Origin of the sequence: Hymenobacter lutimineralis, assembly GCF_008271285.1 — a bacterium.
GTDB classification, from domain to species: Bacteria; Bacteroidota; Bacteroidia; order Cytophagales; family Hymenobacteraceae; genus Hymenobacter; species Hymenobacter lutimineralis.
In genome coordinates this window covers 382,411-400,132 of the sequence record NZ_VTHL01000002.1, presented here as the reverse complement: position 1 = coordinate 400,132, position 17,722 = coordinate 382,411, and the positions used below count along the sequence as shown (strand labels likewise).

The 17,722-nt window shown below is 57.9% G+C and carries 5 protein-coding genes and 1 rRNA gene; 2 read left to right on the top strand and 4 right to left on the bottom strand.

Annotated features, from left to right (window positions below; genetic code table 11):
- Positions 1–116, bottom strand: a 16S ribosomal RNA gene (locus FY528_RS03905); the annotation flags it as partial.
- A gap of 681 nt (positions 117–797) precedes the next feature.
- On the opposite strand from FY528_RS03905, the gene FY528_RS03900 reads away from it, so the two are divergent.
- Entirely contained in the window at positions 798–3,473 is a 2,676-nt protein-coding gene (locus FY528_RS03900; RefSeq protein ID WP_262383897.1) for an alpha-L-rhamnosidase-related protein, read from the top strand.
- Between the two features lie 68 nt (positions 3,474–3,541).
- Here the strand turns inward: FY528_RS03900 and FY528_RS03895 are convergent, their stop codons facing one another.
- From FY528_RS03895 to FY528_RS03885, 3 genes are all read right to left on the bottom strand, one after another.
- On the bottom strand, positions 3,542–4,510 hold the full coding sequence (locus tag FY528_RS03895) for an NAD(P)/FAD-dependent oxidoreductase (RefSeq protein ID WP_149069678.1): 969 nt from the start codon (positions 4,508–4,510) through the stop codon (positions 3,542–3,544).
- Between the two features lie 125 nt (positions 4,511–4,635).
- A complete protein-coding gene (locus FY528_RS03890; RefSeq protein WP_149069677.1) occupies positions 4,636–12,552 on the bottom strand; it encodes a PA14 domain-containing protein in 7,917 nt (2,638 codons plus the stop codon).
- A 778-nt stretch (positions 12,553–13,330) separates the two neighbouring features.
- A complete protein-coding gene (locus tag FY528_RS03885; RefSeq protein ID WP_149069676.1) occupies positions 13,331–16,069 on the bottom strand; it encodes a 4-alpha-glucanotransferase in 2,739 nt (912 codons plus the stop codon).
- Between the two features lie 693 nt (positions 16,070–16,762).
- Here FY528_RS03885 and FY528_RS03880 point away from each other — a divergent pair.
- A complete protein-coding gene (locus FY528_RS03880; protein WP_149069675.1) occupies positions 16,763–17,722 on the top strand; it encodes a helix-turn-helix transcriptional regulator in 960 nt (319 codons plus the stop codon).

The following is a 17,722-nucleotide window of genomic DNA, read 5'->3' as shown; positions in this document are numbered from 1 at the left end:
TGGTTACGCGTTACGCACCCGTGCGCCACTAACGGTATTGCTACCGTCCGTTCGACTTGCATGTATTAGGCCTGCCGCTAGCGTTCATCCTGAGCCAGGATCAAACTCTCCATTGTATAAATTCCTACACTTACTCGAAAGTAAGCTGATGTCAAGTGCTGATCCGACTCGTGTATTTGACGTGTCTGTTCGTTTTGTTACGCTTGGTCTTGCTGCTCCCCCGGTTGCCCGAGAAAGCCTCACCCAAATTTGTCAATTCCAGTCATTCAAAGAACGTCCGTCCTTCCCTGTTGGAAGAACCTGGTGGGCTAGTTAGCCCGGGTACTGTGCCCCTTCCGGTCGAAGCGGGCTGCAAAGGTAACACCCTTTTCGCTTGCTGCAAGTACTTCGCAAAAAAAATATTTTTTCGAAGCGTCATCCAGTAAGCCAGTCAATAAGCCCCTTCCGGTTGAAGCGGGCTGCAAAGGTAACAACACTCACCCGCCTTTTGCAAGAGTAAGAAGAATATTTTTTCGCCTCTTCTCTGTTTTCGCGGTTGAAGTAGCCGTTTCTTGGTGCCACTGGTCATTAACCAAGGCATAGATAAATTGATTCCAGCACTTCTAAAGTTTTACTGATGATTGTGTTGCGAGCCATGACCGCGCAGCATGAGCAGAAGATAGAATGAGCATATCCAGTCCTCTGTTTTGAAAGTTAGTTTCTATAGTAGGTGTATTTGGAAGTTACTTGCGGCTATGAAGTCTTCCCCTCGTTTTGCTGGCGTTCTGGTTTCTATTGGGCTCTTAAGCTCCTGTCAGATGCAAAAACCTACTTCTTCGACGGTGCCTCAAGTGGTGATGCCTGCTGAGTCGATATGGCAATCGGAGGTTTACACGGTATACCGGGACTCTTTGAGGCAAGGGGTAGCGGTGGGAAAAGCGGTGTCGCGCACGGAACTAACATCAACCTACCAAAGCCCGGCGAACGAGTTTCAGAGTCCGGTGGTGAATTTTAAATTCAGCATCAACGGCAAAGACAATGAAATGCAGCCCGGGCAGGACCACGTGTTTGTGGCAGTGCCGCAAGAGCACGATGGCATGTTGCAGACACCGCCAATCTTATTTGGGCAGCAGTATGTGGATACGAAGCCCGTGCCGGCCAATACCTACTTAGCTCCGAATACGCCGCTGAAAATTCGGCTGGACATGCGGACAATGTTGGCAGCCTTTGAAAAACAGGGATACTATACGCTTTATAGTGGCCAGAAGCTATACAAGGCCGATTTCAAGCACGTGTTTGTGGCGGGAAATACGGCGCCGCTCAGCTGGGACTTTGACAATCTGGCCAATAAGCCCCAACTGGAACTAAAGGATGCAGATGGCGATGGTATCTACGAGGCCACTGTTGTGCTGAACGCGCATTCTGACGTGAAAACGACGGCGCGGAATTGGAAGCAATGCCTTGATGTAACTGGGCTGCCTCAGTATGCATCAGAGTATCCTTTGCTAGATGCCTTATATAACCTTGCCCTAGAAGAAGCTAAGCGGGCGGTGGAGCCGGATGGCACTTTTCGCACGGGTAAAGAGTGGGCCGGGGTTTGGACACGGGATATTAGCTACAGCATTATACTTGCTCAAGCGCTTCTACAGCCTGAAGTAGCCAAAACCAGCTTGCTGCGCAAGGTTTCGAAGGATGGCCGTATTATTCAGGATACCGGGACCGGGGGCGCTTATCCGTGCTCGACGGACCGCATGATCTGGGCCGTAGCCGCGTGGGAAATCTATAAAGTGACCGGGGAGGAAGACTGGCTGCGGCAAGTGTACCCCATTATTAAGCAGTCCATCGAAGACGATGAGCACAATGCCTACGACTCAGCAACGGGTCTTATACGTGGGGAGTCATCGTTTCTGGACTGGCGCGAGCAAACGTATCCGAAGTGGATGCAGCCGGTGGATATTTACCAGAGCGAGAACCTAGGCACAAATGCTGTGCACTACCAGGCTAACCAAGTGCTGGCGCAAATGGCCGAACGGCTGGGCGAGCCGACCGTAGCAACCAAGCACCGCGCGCTGGCGCAACGCATCGGACAAGGCATAAACCAGTACTTCTGGCAGGAACAACAAGGCTACTACGGGCAGTACCTGTACGGCCGCAAGTATAGGGTACTGTCTCCCAAGGCAGAGGCGCTGGGCGAGGCACTGAGCATTTTGTTTGGAGTAGCTGATGAGAGCCGAGCCAAAACAGTGGTTGCTCACACGCCGATTATGGAATACGGCATTCCGTGCATCTACCCCCAGATTGCCGGCATTCCACCCTACCACAACAACGCGGTGTGGCCCTTTGTACAGAGTTACTGGGGACTGGCGGCGGCGCAGGTAGGGAATGAAGCCGCGTTTATGGAAAGCCTGATGGCCGTTTCGCGACCCGCCGCTTTGTTTCTGACGAACAAGGAAAACTTTGTGGCCAGCAACGGGGACTTCGCCGGTACCCAAATCAACAGCAGCAACATGCTTTGGAGCCTTTCCGGAACGTTGGGCATGCTATATAAAGGCGTATTTGGTATGGAATTTCAGCCGGATCAGCTTGTTTTCCGGCCTTTTGTTCCACAGGCATTGCAGGGAAGCCGCAAACTTACCGGCTTCCGCTATCGGCAAGCCGTGTTGGATATCCAGCTGACGGGTTACGGTCGTACTATCCGCCGTATTACGCTGGATGGGCAACCTTTGGCGGGAGCAGCAGTGCCCGCAACGCTACAGGGAGCCCACACCATCCTGATCGAGTTGGCCAATGAAGCGCCCCCCGCTATGGACCAGCATAAGGTTGCGCACCATGTGGCACCTATGACGCCAACTGTGCGCCATGCCAGTGGCCAGCTCAGCTGGGCACTGGTAGAAGGCGCCGTAGCCTACCAGATACTGCGTAATGGCCAACTGGGCGGGCGTACTGTTACAACCAGCTTTGAAGTGCCGACATCAACCACATACACCGAATATCAGGTAGTAGCGGTTGATAAGGATGGGTTTGAGAGCTTTGCCAGTGAGCCGCTGGCAATAGGACCTGAAAAGTACCAGCAGACAATAGAGCTCGAAAAGGCAGGGACGCGGGCGAAGCGGGCTGCTAAAGGCTATACCGGAACGGGCTTTGTGGAAATCAGCAAGACGCAAAACCAAACGCTAACCGTGCGCGTGCCGGTGCCAGCAGCCGGTTTATACGCCATTGACTTTCGCTATGCTAATGGGAATGGGCCCATCAACACCAGCAATAAATGCGCTATTCGCACCCTGCGCCGGGGCGGCCAACAGCTGGGGACGGTGGTACTGCCCCAGCGTGGCGTAGATGAGTGGTCGGACTGGGGCTACACCAATCCAGTTATTGTAGCGCTGGAGAAAGGCACTGCGGTGCTGCAACTGACCCTAGAGCCCGCCAACGAGAATATGAACGGGGAAGTAAACCAAGCCATGTTGGACCACCTGCGCCTCACCCGCCTGCCGTAACCGCTGCTTTGCCATTGGCCAGGTGTACTACCAGGTGCTATGGGGCCTGTTTATGGTCCTCAGACCAGCTAACCCCGGCAGTCTTCGCGGGTGAGTGCCTCATTGAGGGCAATAGCGGCCAAGGAACCTTCTGCCGCCGCTATAATGGCCTGTTGCGGAGCCGGGGTAGTGTCGCCGGCGGCATAGATACCCTTCTGCGTGGTTTGCCCTTTCTTGTCCGTCCATACTGCACCACTTTTGAGGATACGGCAGCCAGATTCCTGAGCTAGGGTGCTGCGTTGGCGCTGCTCGGAATGAAGGAACACCGCGTCGCGGGTTAGCGGCTCCCCCGATTCAAAGACAATTTGTTTCAACTGCCCCTTAGCGGTTCCTTCCAGTCGCAGTACTTTTTCCTCTCGTACCGAAATGCCCAGGCGCCGCAGCCGCTGTCGGCCATGCTCGGTGATGCCCGCTGGCCCATCCGTGCAGAGGATTACATCCCGGCTCCAGCGGCTCACCAGTTGTACCAAGCCCCAACCCGTTTTGCCGCGCCCATACACTGCTAGACGTTGGCCCTGCACTTCCCAGCCGTGGCAGTAAGGGCAATGGAGCACGCCGGTTCCCCACAATTCCCGCATACCGGAAATAGGGGGCAAGTCGTCGGACACCCCCGTAGCCAGCAGCACCTTGCGGGTAGTACAGGTCAAGTCGGGGCCACCTCGCTCGGGCGCCATCGTGAGCGTAAACCCCTGCGTTGTCGGTTCGGGGGTAATAGCGGTTACCAATGCATCCCGAAAACTGACGGTCGGGTAGGCCGCCAATTCCTCGCGGCCCAGCCGTAGCAGTTCGCTAGGCTTGGTACCGTCGCGGGTGAAGAAGCTGTGCACGCCGGGTGAAGCGGCATTGCGCGGCGGGCCGCTGCTGCACACCAGTACCCTGCGGCAGCAGCGGCCCAGCGTGAGGGCAGCACTCAGGCCCGCACTACCACCGCCAACTATTACGGCGTCGAAGTCGGTAGGGGGGAGATGCAGGCGGCGGGGCGGGCGAACACGGGGCATACAAAGACAGCTAAAACGCGGTAGAATGCTTCTGCTACGGAAAGCAGTCCGGTTTTGGTAAGGAGGAGCATAAAAAAAGGGCCTTACCAATTGGTAAGGCCCTTTTCGGGAGAAGCAAAGCGTGCTTAGTTACGCTTCACGAGCTTGAGGTTGTGGGTCGTCTGCTGACCCCGAACCAGCACCGTGTACGTTCCCTCGGCGAGGTCGCGCACATCCAGGTTGGATGTCAGGCCACCTTGCACGGACACCGTACGGATGATGCGTCCGGCCATGTCCACCAGCGTGACCTGGTAAGCACCGCTCGGCAGGCTGCTCAAATCCAGCGTGGACTGCGTCGTCGCCGGGTTGGGGTAGAGCACTACGGCTCCAGCAACGGCCCGGCCCGAGAAGGCTACCGTGCGCGTGTCGGTGTAGCGGAACTTGCCATCGGTATCTACCTGCTTGAGGCGGTAGTACACCGTGCCCGAGTGCTGCTGACCAATGCGGGCATCGGTGTAGGCATAAGCATGTACGCTAGTAGTCGTGCCGTTGCCCTGCACCTGACCAATCTGCACGAAGCTGCGGCCATCGAAGCTACGCTCCACCTCGAAGTGGTCGTTGTTCTTCTCAATAGCCGTCTGCCAGTTCAACTGAGCGTCCTGGTTTACCGCTACCACATCAAAGCGCGTCAGTTCTACGGGCAGCGGACCATTGGAAATAAGGGTGTTGCCAGCGAATTCCGAGGTGCCCTGGTTCGCCAGGGTAGCTGTGGCCGTAACCTTCGCACCGTTGGTCAAAATGGCGTTGCGTAGGGCAGCCGATACCGTGCTCAGGTCCAACGCGAACATGAAACGGTTCTGATTTACCTCTTTGCCCTGCGTGTTGTCGTAGTCGCCGTAGCGCTTCTCGGGGTCCGAGGCGCTTCCTTCCACATAGCTGGCTATGAATGTGCCACCTTCGCCGAAGTTCTCGCCCGTGCCGGCATTAGCCAGGTACAGTTCCACTTTAGCGCCGGCCGTGACAAAGCCCGTTACCTGCAGCTTGCCGTTGCTGATGGTGGCCTGCGTGAAGACCGGGAAGTTGAGCAGGTTGTTGGCGCCTGTGTCTGTGTCCAAGTTGTCGTTGATGGTCACGCTGCTGCTGGTAGTGCCGTTCAATAGGTCAATCGACTGCTCCACGTTACCGAAGAAGGTGTTTTGCGAGAAGATGTTGGTGATACCCGCCGTCGCCAGAATCCCGTCGCCGGCGTTATTGGCGAAGATGTTCTGCTCGATAAGGTTGCCCGTGCCGGCGGCTACAATTGCCAACCCGGCCAGTTGCGTCCCCGCACCCACGCCATTGCCCGTCACGGTGTTGAGGCGGATCGTGTTGCTAGAAGGGTTCAGGACGGTCGCGCCGGTAAAGTTTACATCGAGATTAATACCGTAGCCGGCATTGGCCGTGACCGTATTGTTGGAAACAACCGTCAGATCGGCGCCAAATACGTCAATACCCTGTCCGTTGGTGTTAGTTACCCCATTGATGGTCCCGCCATTGTTGCGGACAACGTTATCCGTTACCTGTACTCCGGTTGCGCTGTTAACCAGGATGCCGGCTTTCAGGTTGCCGTAGATGTCCGAGTTGCGGATGCTGGCTTGATCCCCGTTACTGGTAATGTAGATACCCGTACCGTTGGTATTTCCGGCAGTACCCAAATTCGCTGTCGAAGCGCGGGCACCGGTGAAACCGAGGCCCTCAATGCTTACACCAGCAGCATTGATTCTTAGGATATCGTAATTGCCTGCTGTCACATTCAGGATGATCTCCGGCCCGGTGGTCACGCCCGCTACCGCGGCATTGGTATTGCCGGTGTAAGCGGTCTGAACAGCGCCGTTGAGGACGGTACCGACGGCGTTGGCGCCAGAGATGTTAGGCAGGGCAGAGGTCAGGTTAATGATGAAGGCCTGATTGCCGACAGTGGTAGTCGTCAGCGCCGAGGCAGGGATATGGAAAATGGCGGCTTCTTTTCCGGCCGTTTGTCCTACCTGCTGGAAGCTTGCCGTGTTCTGCAGGGCATTGCTGTTCGTGATGAACTGGCTAAGGGAGCCTTGGCCCGTATTGTTGGTGTTCACCACCGCGTCAAAGTTGAAGCCGAAGTCAACCGAGCTCAGTACCTGACCGTTGCTTACCGAAACGGCGGCTATCGACTGAGCCACGCCTACTTGGTTCAGGGTCTGCGTGCCGGTATTGGGGAGGCCATCAACCCCGGCAGGAGTAGTACCACCAACCTGCGTTCCGTCACCATTCACGAAGGTCTGGACCCCAATCAGGGTATTGACGTACCCAACGCGGCTGCTGCTCACAGAGCTGTTGACCACGCGTACTTTGTAAGCGGTGCCCAGCAAGCCCGAGAAGCTATAGGCTCCGCTGGCATTTGTAGTAGCTTTCTGGATAGTACCGCTTGCAGCATCAATTACCGGGTCGCCATTGGCATAATACAACTCAACCGTTGCACCCGAGCGAACCACTCCGCCGGAAGCCAGCAGGCTTCGGCCGTTACCACCACCATAGGTTACATCCTCAAACACAACTCCGGAGATGGTGCTTGGTGCTTCTATAGAGATGGTATAAGTAGCTGGGGTCAGGTCCTTGCGGCCAGTGTCATCCGTTACCGAATAGGTGAAGGAAGTGGTACCGCTGTAAGTGTTGACCGGATCAAAGGTGAGCAGGTTCAGCGAAGCCGCTGGAATAGCCTGACCGGCTACGACAGCCGTCCCGTTGTAGGCCAGCACACCAGCGGCGGCGGCGGGCAGGGTTTCGATGTTGAAGTAGGAGACCGTGGCATCACCATCGGCATCCGTGGCGCCCAGGTTGGGCGAGAGGGCCGCCGTAGCAGCGGAGTTCAGCAGGGTCGTGGTCCGGTCCAAGGCTACAGGCGTAGCATTGGGCGAAGCCGGGCCGGCGCACAGGGCGGCGGCGGGTACTACCTGCCGCGCAATGCCTGCGGTTGTGCTGCTCCATTCGAACTTGAGAATGTTATCCACCAAGTTGTCTGCATACAGGATCAGGATGTCGTGCTTACCAGCCGTGAGGGTAACCGTCGTTTGTACTAACGTTGAGCCGTGGCTGCCGCCGTTGTTGATGGTGGCGTTGGTGGCATTGGGCGTCTGCGCCAGCGCGGCGGCATCCAGGAACAGGTACGAGGCATCGTCCGACGTGAGGTAGAACGTGTAGCTACCCGTCACCGGAATGTTGATGCTGCCCCGGTACCGTGCACTGAAGGTTTCTGGATTCGTCGTGCTGGTAGCAGCGGGGTTAATGTCGCCAAAACCACTACCGCTGAAGTCTACGGTTTGATCAATCCGGCGTACGGGGGCCGTGCGCTGGAAGAAGGTAATGGCATTGGCATTGAAACCCGCTTGCAGGTAGAACGCGCCAGCATAGTACTCGGCCGTCAGGCCAGTGGAAGCCGTCGTGTTGTTGAAGTACGAAGGCTCTGCGCAGGCCGGAGCATCCACCGTTACCGAGATGGTAGCCACATTACTCACGTTGCCATCATTGTCTTTGATGGTGTAAGTGACGGAGGCAGTGCCGAAGAAGTTAGCATCGGGGTTGAAGGAGACGTTGCCCAGGTTATCCGCCGTGAATACGCCGCCGGTTACCGTGCGCGTCGTCTCGCGCGTGCCGGCCGAGCTCGGGTCCAGGTCCACGCTGGCCTGGTTGATGGTGGCGTTGCCGTCTACATCCGTGTCGTTAGCCGTCACCGAGAAGAAAGGCGTCGTCACGTCGTTGCCCGTCGTAGCCGCATCATTCACCGCTACCGGAGCAGAGGAGATAATGATGGTATAGGTAGCTGGGGTCAGGTCCTTGCGACCAGTGGCATCGGTTGCCGAGTAGGTGAAGGATGCCGTTCCGCTGTAGGTGTTGACCGGATCAAAGGTGAGCAGGTTCAGCGAAGCAGCGGGAATGGCCTGGCCAACTACAACAGCTGTACCGTTGTAAGCCAGCACACCAGCAGCGGCGGCGGGCAGGGTTTCGATGTTGAAGTAGGAAACCGTGGCATCCCCATCGGCATCCGTGGCACCCAGGTTAGGCGAGAGGGCCGCCGTAGCAGCCGAGTTCAGCAGGCTCGTGCTGCGGTCCAGCGCGACGGGCGTAGCGTTGGGCGTAGCCGGGCCGGCGCACAGGGCGGCGGCGGGGACAACTTGCCGGGCAATGCCGGCGGCCGTGCTGCTCCACTCGAAGTTCAAGTTGTTGCCGCCACCGTCTTCTGCATACAGGATCAGTATGTCGTGCTTACCAGCCGTGAGCGTAACCGTCGTTTGCACCAGCGCCGAAGCATGGCCGCCACCGTTGTTGATGGTCGCGTTGGTCGCATTCGGTGTCTGGGCCAGCGCCGCAGCATCCAGGAACAGGTAGGAGGCATCGTCCGACGTGAGGTAGAACGTGTAGCTACCCGTCACCGGAATGTTGATGCTGCCCCGGTAACGCGCACTGAAGGCGTTCGGGTTAGCAGTTGTACCTGTAGCCGGTGGCACAATGTTGCCGAAAGTGGCCGTCGTAAAGTCCACGGTCTGATCAATCCGGCGTACGGGAGCCGTGCGCTGGAAGAAGGTAATGGCATTGGCGTTGAAACCCGCTTGCGTGTAGAACGCGCCAGCATAGTACTCAGCTGTCAGGCCAGTGGAGGCCGTCGTGTTGTCGAAGTACGACGGCTCTGCGCAGGCAGGAGCGCCCACTGTCACCGAGATGGTAGCAGCATTGCTGGTTAGACCCAGAGCATCCTTAATAGTATAGGTAACGGAGGCAGTGCCGAAGAAGTTGGCATCGGGGTTGAAGGAGACGTTGCCCAGGTTATCGGCCGTGAACACACCGCCGGTTACCGTGCGCGTTGTCTCGCGCGTGCCGGCCGAGCTCGGGTCCAGGTCCACGCTGGCCTGGTTGATGGTGGCGTTGCCGTCTACATCCGTGTCGTTAGCCGTCACCGAGAAGAAAGGCGTGGTCACGTCGTTGCCCGTCGTAGCCGCATCGTTCACCGCTACCGGGGCGGCGTTGGTGAACGTGATGCTGACGGGGGCAGCAGTCAGCCCTCCTTTATTATCAACAGTGTTGATGGTTGCCGTGTAAGTACCGGCTACAACTGATGCAGCGTTATTGACCGTAATAGCACCTGTAGTGGCATTCAGCGTTAACCAGGTAGGCAACGTCCCTGTAGCCAATGTAGCTGAGGTCAGCGCGCCATTGGCATCCGACACCGTCGCTACTGTTTGGTTGGTAGTAACAGTATTATAGGCGAACGTGTTGGGCGTTGAGTAGACCGCTTCGATGTCAGCGTTGATGGTGATAGTCACGTTCTGGGTAGTCGTGCCCCCCGTGGCGTCGGTTGTCGTTACGCTGCGCGTGTAAGTACCGGCTACCAGCTGGCTCGCATTGCTGACGGTGAACTGGCCAGTGGTGGCATCCAGGGCGATACCCGCCGGCAGCGTACCCGTGGCCAGAACGGCTGAGGTAATAGCGCCGTTAGCGTCCGTCACCGTAGCCAGCGAGAAGCCGTTGGTGTAGCTGTCCACATTCTTGGCTGGGGCTACGGTGTAAACCGCTTCCGTGTCAGCATTGATGGTGATGACAGCGTTGATGGTTGAGGTACCACCGGTGGCATCTACCGTGTTGACGGAGTAGGTGTAAGTGCCGGCCGCGGGCGGGGTAGCCGAGTTTACCGTGAACTGCCCGGTGGTCGTGTTGAAGCCGATGCCGGCAGCCAGAGTCGTGCCCGTGGCCAGGGTGGCTGAGGTAATAGCGCCGTTAGCGTCCGTCACCGTAGCCAGCGAGGAGCCGTTGCCCAGCGCATCACGGTTGAACACGTTCGGCGTTGAGTAGACCGCTTCGATGTCAGCTACTACTGGAATAGTGTAGATAGCTGGCGATAGGTCACGGAGGCCTAAGTTATCCGTAGCAGTATACATGAAAGTTCTGCTGGTTGTAGAGGTTCCAGCAGGATCAAATCTTAGCGAGCCGGCTTGGGCCGGGGTTAGATTCAGCGGATTAGCTCCGGTTAATATATTGTTGTTGCCAATAGCCGTGTAGGTGCCGCTTGTACCATCTACATTGTTGTTGTAGTACAATATACCGTTGCTAGGCAAGGAGGTAAACTGATATGTGGCAATGCTGCCATCTGAGTCGTCTGCATCCAGGGGAAGTATAGCTACCTGACCCGGAGCATCCCGGTTTACTGATGGCGTTGTCGTTACGTTGTTAGCTACCGGGGCCGTGTTCGTAACCGTCAGCGCAGTCGTAACCTGATCCAAGCTGGTATTAACGCCCTGGTTGCTGGTCGTGCTGGTCGTGCTGGTTACTAAGTAGCTGCCCGAGAGCGACGGGGCAGTAAAGCTAAACGTAACGCTGGTGTTGGTATTGGCTGCCTGGGAGGCTACCGTAGTATACGTGAGCGTAACATCGCCGCTAGTGTTGGTGCCAATGGTAGCACCAGGAGCTTGGGCAGCGGTGGCCGTAGCTCCTGTGGGCAGGGTAATTACGCGGGTTACTTGCGTGGCCGCAGCCGTACCCGTGTTCGTAAAGGTAACGGTGTAGCTGCCGGTTTGTGCGCCTGCCAGTACCGCCGCCGAGCTAACGGTGAAGGCGGTAGTCACATCAGCTACTACCAAGCAAGATTCGCTGGGGGTAAACGTGGCAGTAGTACCAGCGCCACCAATGGTAGCTCCGTTGGGTGGGAATTCCGTCACCAGGCTCGAATTGGTAGTACCATTGGCTCCACCCGCTACACTGAGTGGGGAGATGGTTTTACCGCTGGTATAGCGGATATAACCGCCGCCGCCGCCGCCGCCTGGGCCCTCAGATTCATTAAGCTGTGCTCTAGCGAGTAATTGGGAGCCCCCCGTCCCGCCTTGGGCCGAAGCAGAAACCCCTGTAAGCGTACCCGTGACGGCTACCACAATGGTGCCGCCGCCGCCGCCGCCGCCAGCGCCGTCCTGACCACCATCAGTAGTGTTGGTGCCAGCTGCTCCATCAGCTACTACGCTAGTGCTCGAGGTACCTGTGTCTGAAATATTGCCCCCAACCAGAAGGTAAACAAGGCCCCCACCGGGAGCCCCGCTTTTGCCGTTACCATTGTTGGAGTCACCAGCACCGCCGCCGCCGCCAAGAAACAAACGGCCGCCACTTACATCCAGCGGGCGGCCACCGAGCCCCCCCTGGATACGCCGGTAGTTGCCACCCCAGAGCGTATTGCCGGGTGCAACCGTTGCAGCATTTTGGTCAGAGCTGGAATACGTATAGCCACCGCGGCCACCACCCGAAGAAGTGGCAAGCTCAGCATTTGTGTTGCTGGTTGTATTTACTCCCTCTAGTTCTGCATCCAGATGCCAAGCAGCGTTGAACCCGGCCACTGGGTTGCCAAAACCTGTCCAAGTACCCGTGCCTACGTTGGCCCCGCCGCCGCCGCCGCCATTATGCTGGTTGCCGCCGCCGCCGCCATTGGCTACGGCACCTCGTCCGTAGCGAAAGCCGCCCGGAATACCTGCTTGGTAACCAGCAATGCTTTCACCTTTTTCGGCTCCGGCAGTCGTGCCGTAGGCCGTAAAGGCATAATTTTGGTTAGTACCAAGGGTAGCGGTAGCTGAGTTTCCATCTACGCCCGTTGCAATAACGGCGCCGCCCCGAAAGCCCAGCCCCGATACGTTGATATTAGCCGTAGTCGTCAGCGTGATATTGCCTGTGGCTTCCAACGTTACGATGCCACCCGTAGTGCCATCCCAGGCCGGGGCCGTTATAGTGCTGCCAGTAGCAACAGTAAGCGTGGTATAGCGTGGTACACGTACTACCTGTACTTTACCAGCAGCTGTGTAGCTATTGGTAAGGGCGCAAGCCAGGTTAATAGTGTTGCCGACTACGCTCCGGACTTCCCGAAACTCGTAATTACCAGCGTTACCATAGGAGGTAACTTGGCCAAAGTCCTTGGAAGCAGCTGTCGTATTGATCGAGGCGCCCTGCATCTGAATAATCATGATCAGGTCGCCTGCGCCCAAATTTGCCGTAAAAGCGCCGCCAGTCATGGCAGCGTTGTTCACGACAACAGATGTAGCATTTGCGGCTGCGTCACTTGTCAGATAGGTGTACGTGTTCAGAATGTTGTTGCCAGCCGTGGCAACGGTACCAGCCCCGTTCTTTCCCTGCTGTGCATAAACAGCCGAGCTGTACAAGAAAGCGGCTGCGCAGAATATAGCACCCAGCATCCGCTGGAGGCTACTACTTCTGCTACGGGTGCCGCTGGAGCCACTGCCTTGCCTACTGGCGTGTGGCTGCAAGTGTAAGAATGCTTTCATGCAAAGGGTATGGAAAGGTTTAAGAAGAAATTTAGAAGAATAGCGCAACCTCGTTAGAGGAGGCGCGTAAGCAGCACAACAAAAGTATTATGTACTAGAGGGTAGATATTCGTTTTTTCGATCAACCTCCTCATGTACACGGTGGAAACTAAGGTTACCCCGATAACAGGTGTGTCAGCTTAAAGCGAGCTGACTAACTACAAAGACACTTGCTTTTGACGAACATTAACACATAGCTCTGACAGCGTGGAATTAAGTCCAGCTGGAAAAGTTACAGTAATTATGTTGTAAAGGTAATAAAGTAAAATGCTTTATTATAACTCCTTAACTGTTAAGTGTGATGCCGAGCTTAAAAGCACAAGCTCCACAAGCTCTACTCCCCTTATTGATAATAGTGTATGCCTTATATAGTCATATAACTGCACTTCTGCTAAAGACTGAACATATAAAAAGCCAATGAGTAACGCCTATGAAGCGGTACTCATTGGCTTTCTACTTTAAATTTAAAGTAAGTAGGAGGCTGCTAATACACTTGCTCACGCCCGCTCGCCACCATCATATGATGCAGGTGAGCGTTAAATACGGAGGCCTCCAAGAGCTGCTCCAGAGGCAGGTGTAGGCGGTACTTCCAGAAGTGCTGCGGGTTGGCCGGTACGTTAATCTGCTCCTCCTGCGGGTTTTCCCGGCGCAGGTCGGCATCAATGGCCAGCAGGTCCTGAATGGGGAAAACGGCCCACATGGCCGGCGAATACAAGTGCTGCACAAGCAGCTCCTGGGCTACCCATGGCTCACAGAAATGCGGCGCCTGCTCGCCCCAGTGACCGAGTACCTGCTCAAAGAACCGTTGCGTTTTGGCCCGGTCTTCTTCCCACCAGCCGCGCACCGTGCTCATGTCGTGGGAGCCGGGACTTACTACCGATAGGTAAGGAGCGGAATCGGGGTGGCCGAACTCGGTTTTCGGGTCGGCCGGCATACGCTGGATGTTGAGGCCCAGGATGCCCAGCGCCTTCATCACACCCGGCACCGATTCCGGTACCATACCCAGGTCTTCGCCGCAGATCAGCATATCGGTGGCGTAGCGCACAGCCGGTAGCTTTACCAGGCCCTGACGGCGCCAGAAGTCCTCATGGCGGCGGTAGAAGAAGTCAAGGTACACGTCCCACAGGCGGTGGCGGGTTTCCTCGTCCAGTTCCCGGAATGAATAGGTGTGCTGGAGCTTAATGCGCGGGTGCAGGTACTGGCCGTAAGTGCCGTGTTCTTCCAGGAACAGCACCTCGTTTACCAAGCGGTAGAGGCCGTCACGCACCCGACGCAGCGCCTCGGCCTGCTCAGGCCGGGTGCGCAGTTTCTCCTCGAAAACAGCTTCAATCTGGCGCTGGGTGCGCACGTGGTCCTGGAAGCGGAAGGCCTCGTAGCCCGATTCTTCCAGAAACTCCTGGCGCACTGCATCTGCTTCCCCGCCGAAGATGTCGCGCAGCATGTGCCAGCGGATGTACGGCTCACACAGACGCGGATAATCAAACCAGCCTAAGCGGGCCCTTACCTCGTCGCGGTGCAGGGGCAGGGCCGGGGCAAAGCGGCCCAGAAGCCCCTCCACGGAGTCGCCCTGAATTTCCCAGATGCGGAAAAAGCCCAGAATATGGTCGATGCGCAGGGCATCGAAGTAGCGGGAGAGGTGGGTGAGGCGCTGGCGCCACCAGGCATAGCCGTCTTCGGCCATGCGCTGCCAGTTGTAGGTCGGGAACCGCCAGTTCTGGCCCGTTACCGAGAAGTCGTCCGGCGGGGCGCCGGCCTGGCGGTCCATGTGGTAAAGCTCGGGCTGCGTCCAGGCATCCACGGAGTGGCGGTAGATACCGATGGGCAAGTCGCCTTTGAGCACTACACCGTGGTAGCGGGCATACTCCACGGCAGTCCGTAACTGCTGATCGAGGTGAAACTGCGTGAACAGGTGCAGGCCGTACTCGTCGAACTCGGGGCTGTCGAAGTTGATGATCTGCTCGTACGTGGGCGGCGTGCGGAACTCGGCGGGCCACTGTTCGAAGTCGGCCGTGCCGAATCGGTCGCGCCAGGCCGAGAAGGCCGCGTAGGGCACCAGCCAGCTTTGCTGCTCGGCCAGGAACTGCCGGAAATCGGGCGAAGCCAGAAACGCTGCCTTTTCCTGCTGGTAAAGCAGGCGCGCAAACTTCCACTTGGCCTGCATCACGGGCTCATAGTCCACGAAGTCGCGCTGGTTGAGCTCCTCGCGCAGCTGCTGCAACTCCTGCTGATGCGCGGCATCGGCCAGGGGCGCAATGGCGTCGAGCGAGAGGTACATGGGGTGCAGGGCAAACACCGAAATGGCTGCGTAGGGGTAGCTGTCGACCCAGGTGTGGGTGGCCGTGGTGTCGTTGATGGGCAGGATCTGCACCATCTTCAGACCCGTGAGCTTGGCCCAGTCTACTAGCAGCTGAATGTCGGTGAACTCGCCCACGCCCAGCCCGCTGCGGCTGCGCAGGGCAAACACCGGCAAAGCCACCCCGGCCCCGCGCCAAGGGCCCGTGGGGTAGCGGAAATGCTCGTCGTGGCGCACCCGCAAGGTGTGCTTGTGGGCCCCGGGTAGCAGCACGCGGTTGTCGCCCTCTTCGAGGTGGATGATTTTTCTGGCCGCGGCGTCCCAGATACCATACTTATAGTACACCGGGCGGGCCGCGTCTTCCAGGGCCACATCCACGCACCAGGTGGGGTAGTCGCGGTCGGACAGCACTACTGCTTTGCGCTCTTCCCAGTTGCCCAGGGCCGCATCGGAGCCCAATACGCAGAGCTGGTGGTTGGTATCTACGCGCGGTGCCGGCAGTTGAAAACGCACGACGGAGTGGGCTACCCGGGCCGTGGAGCGGGGCTGTTGGCCGGCACCGCCGGGGCGCCGCATGAGGGCGCGGGTGAAGGCAGCCGTGTGCAGTTCGTTTTCGGGCTGGGCCGGGGCCCGCCAGAAGTCTTCCAGGATTACCTGCTGAAACTGGCCTTCCGCTACTACTTCCTGCCGGTTAGCGCCCCATTCCCAGTGAGTACCCCCGTCGCGCTCATCCAGCAGCAGGTACTTGTACTCCAGGTTCAGCTCCGTATCGGGGAGCGTGAGGGTACTTGTCCATATACCCGTATCGGGCTGGTAGTGCAGGGGCAGTGCCTGCCCGGCCTGCCAGCTGCCCAGCTCGGGCAGGTTACCGCACACCACGAGGCGTTGGCCCCAGTCGGTGCGGAAGGGTATTGTGAATTGAAGCAACATAGGCAGGACAAATGAGGCAGTAATAAGGCCGAAAGATAATAGCCTACCGGGGCCGGTGCGCTACTTCGTGGGCAGAATTCGTCGCATCATACGGGAGCAGGGCGACTAACAGACCATACCCGGCCCTTTTTCCTTACATACTAGCAATGCGACGGTGCTGCACGCAGTCATCCACGAGGGAATGGTCGATTTCCTAGCCGGGCTAGTGAGCGAGATAAAAGCGGCAACTTTCGGCAGTTTGCGTACGGGGACGCCCATGACAAGCAACTGAGAGCGGAGTTCGGCAAAGAAAAGACTAGGAAGTACCAGCACCATTGAATTGCCAGCTCCCAGGAAGAAAACGATGAGCGGCCCTGCAACTTAGGCTATGATATCGGCCACAAAATCTTCGAAGCCTACTACCAGCGTACTTCCGGTAAGAAGGCTTTGGCCGATAAGCTCAATCGGAAGGACGGAGCCGCTTTCCTGGCAAAAAGTGGTTACGCCCAAAAAGCCCTGAGTCGCAACTAAATTTAGCGGGCAGTTCTTGCCCCAAAGCCTCCAGAACCCTTGCAGGCCCCAGCCAATGAGTGGTTTTGGAGGCTTCTTTGGTAATTGCAGGGTGCTTCCCCAGCTGGCATTTTGTAGCAGCTACGCCACCAGCGGAGCTCATGCGCTGCTTAAGCAGCTTGTGGGGGCTTTTTAGTTTAACCGATGTACCGATTCGACCGCGTTACGGCCATACTCATCCAGCTGCAAGCCAAACGCAAAGTAAGCGGGGCCGCATTGGCTGAGCAGTTTGGGGTGAGCTTGCGTACCATCTACCGGGACCTGCGCACCTTGGCAGAAGCCGGGGTACCGCTGCTCGGCGAGCCGGGCATTGGCTACTCCCTGGCCGAGGGCTACCGCCTGCCGCCCGTCATGTTTACCCGCGGGGAAGCCACTGCCCTGCTTACAGCCGAAAAGCTGGCCGGCCGCCTTACCGACGCGCCCACGGCCCAACTCAGCTCTGCCGCTATGGACAAAGTGCGCGCCGTGCTGCGCCGCCCCGACCGGGACCACCTCGACCGGCTTGCCCCGCACATTCAGGTGCTTGGCCCTCGCCAAGCCGGCCAGCCGCCGGCTTATCAGCAGCTGGTGGCGGCCATTGCCATGCACCACGTGGTAAGTCTGCGTTACCAAACGGCCGAAAACCAGACTCCAACCACCCGCGACATCGAGCCCATCAGCCTCTTCCTTACCCGGCATTGGCACGTAGTGGCCTATTGCCGGTTGCGCCAGACTATCCGCAACTTCCGCTTGGACCGCATCCTGGGCCTGGAGCTGAAGGCGGAAAGCTTTGTGGCGCGGCCCGACCTGCTGCAGCAGCACTGGGCCGCCGAAGCCAGCCGCCGCCCGCGCGAACGGGTGGTGCTGCGGTTCCAGCCAGCGGCTCTGTTGCCGGCGCTGGTGCAGCATCTGCACGACACCAAGCACCAGTACGGCTGGGCCCACGAGCAGCGCCTGCCTGATGGGCAACTCGAAATGACCTTGTTTATCGGCGAGCTGCCGTATCTGGCCACTTGGCTGCTGCCCTACGCCGGCGCCCTGACTATTGTGGAGCCCAGGGCCCTGTCCGCTCCACTCCGCGCGCTGGCTCAGCGGGCACACGACTTCTTTTGCCAGCCTGAATAA

Coding starts and splice junctions, on each gene's coding strand:
- FY528_RS03900 (WP_262383897.1), top strand. CDS start 798: ATGCAAAAACCTACTTCTTCGACGGTGCCTCAAGTGGTGATGCCTGCT.
- FY528_RS03895 (WP_149069678.1), bottom strand. CDS start 4,510: ATGCCCCGTGTTCGCCCGCCCCGCCGCCTGCATCTCCCCCCTACCGAC.
- FY528_RS03885 (WP_149069676.1), bottom strand. CDS start 16,069: ATGTTGCTTCAATTCACAATACCCTTCCGCACCGACTGGGGCCAACGC.
- FY528_RS03880 (WP_149069675.1), top strand. CDS start 16,763: ATGTACCGATTCGACCGCGTTACGGCCATACTCATCCAGCTGCAAGCC.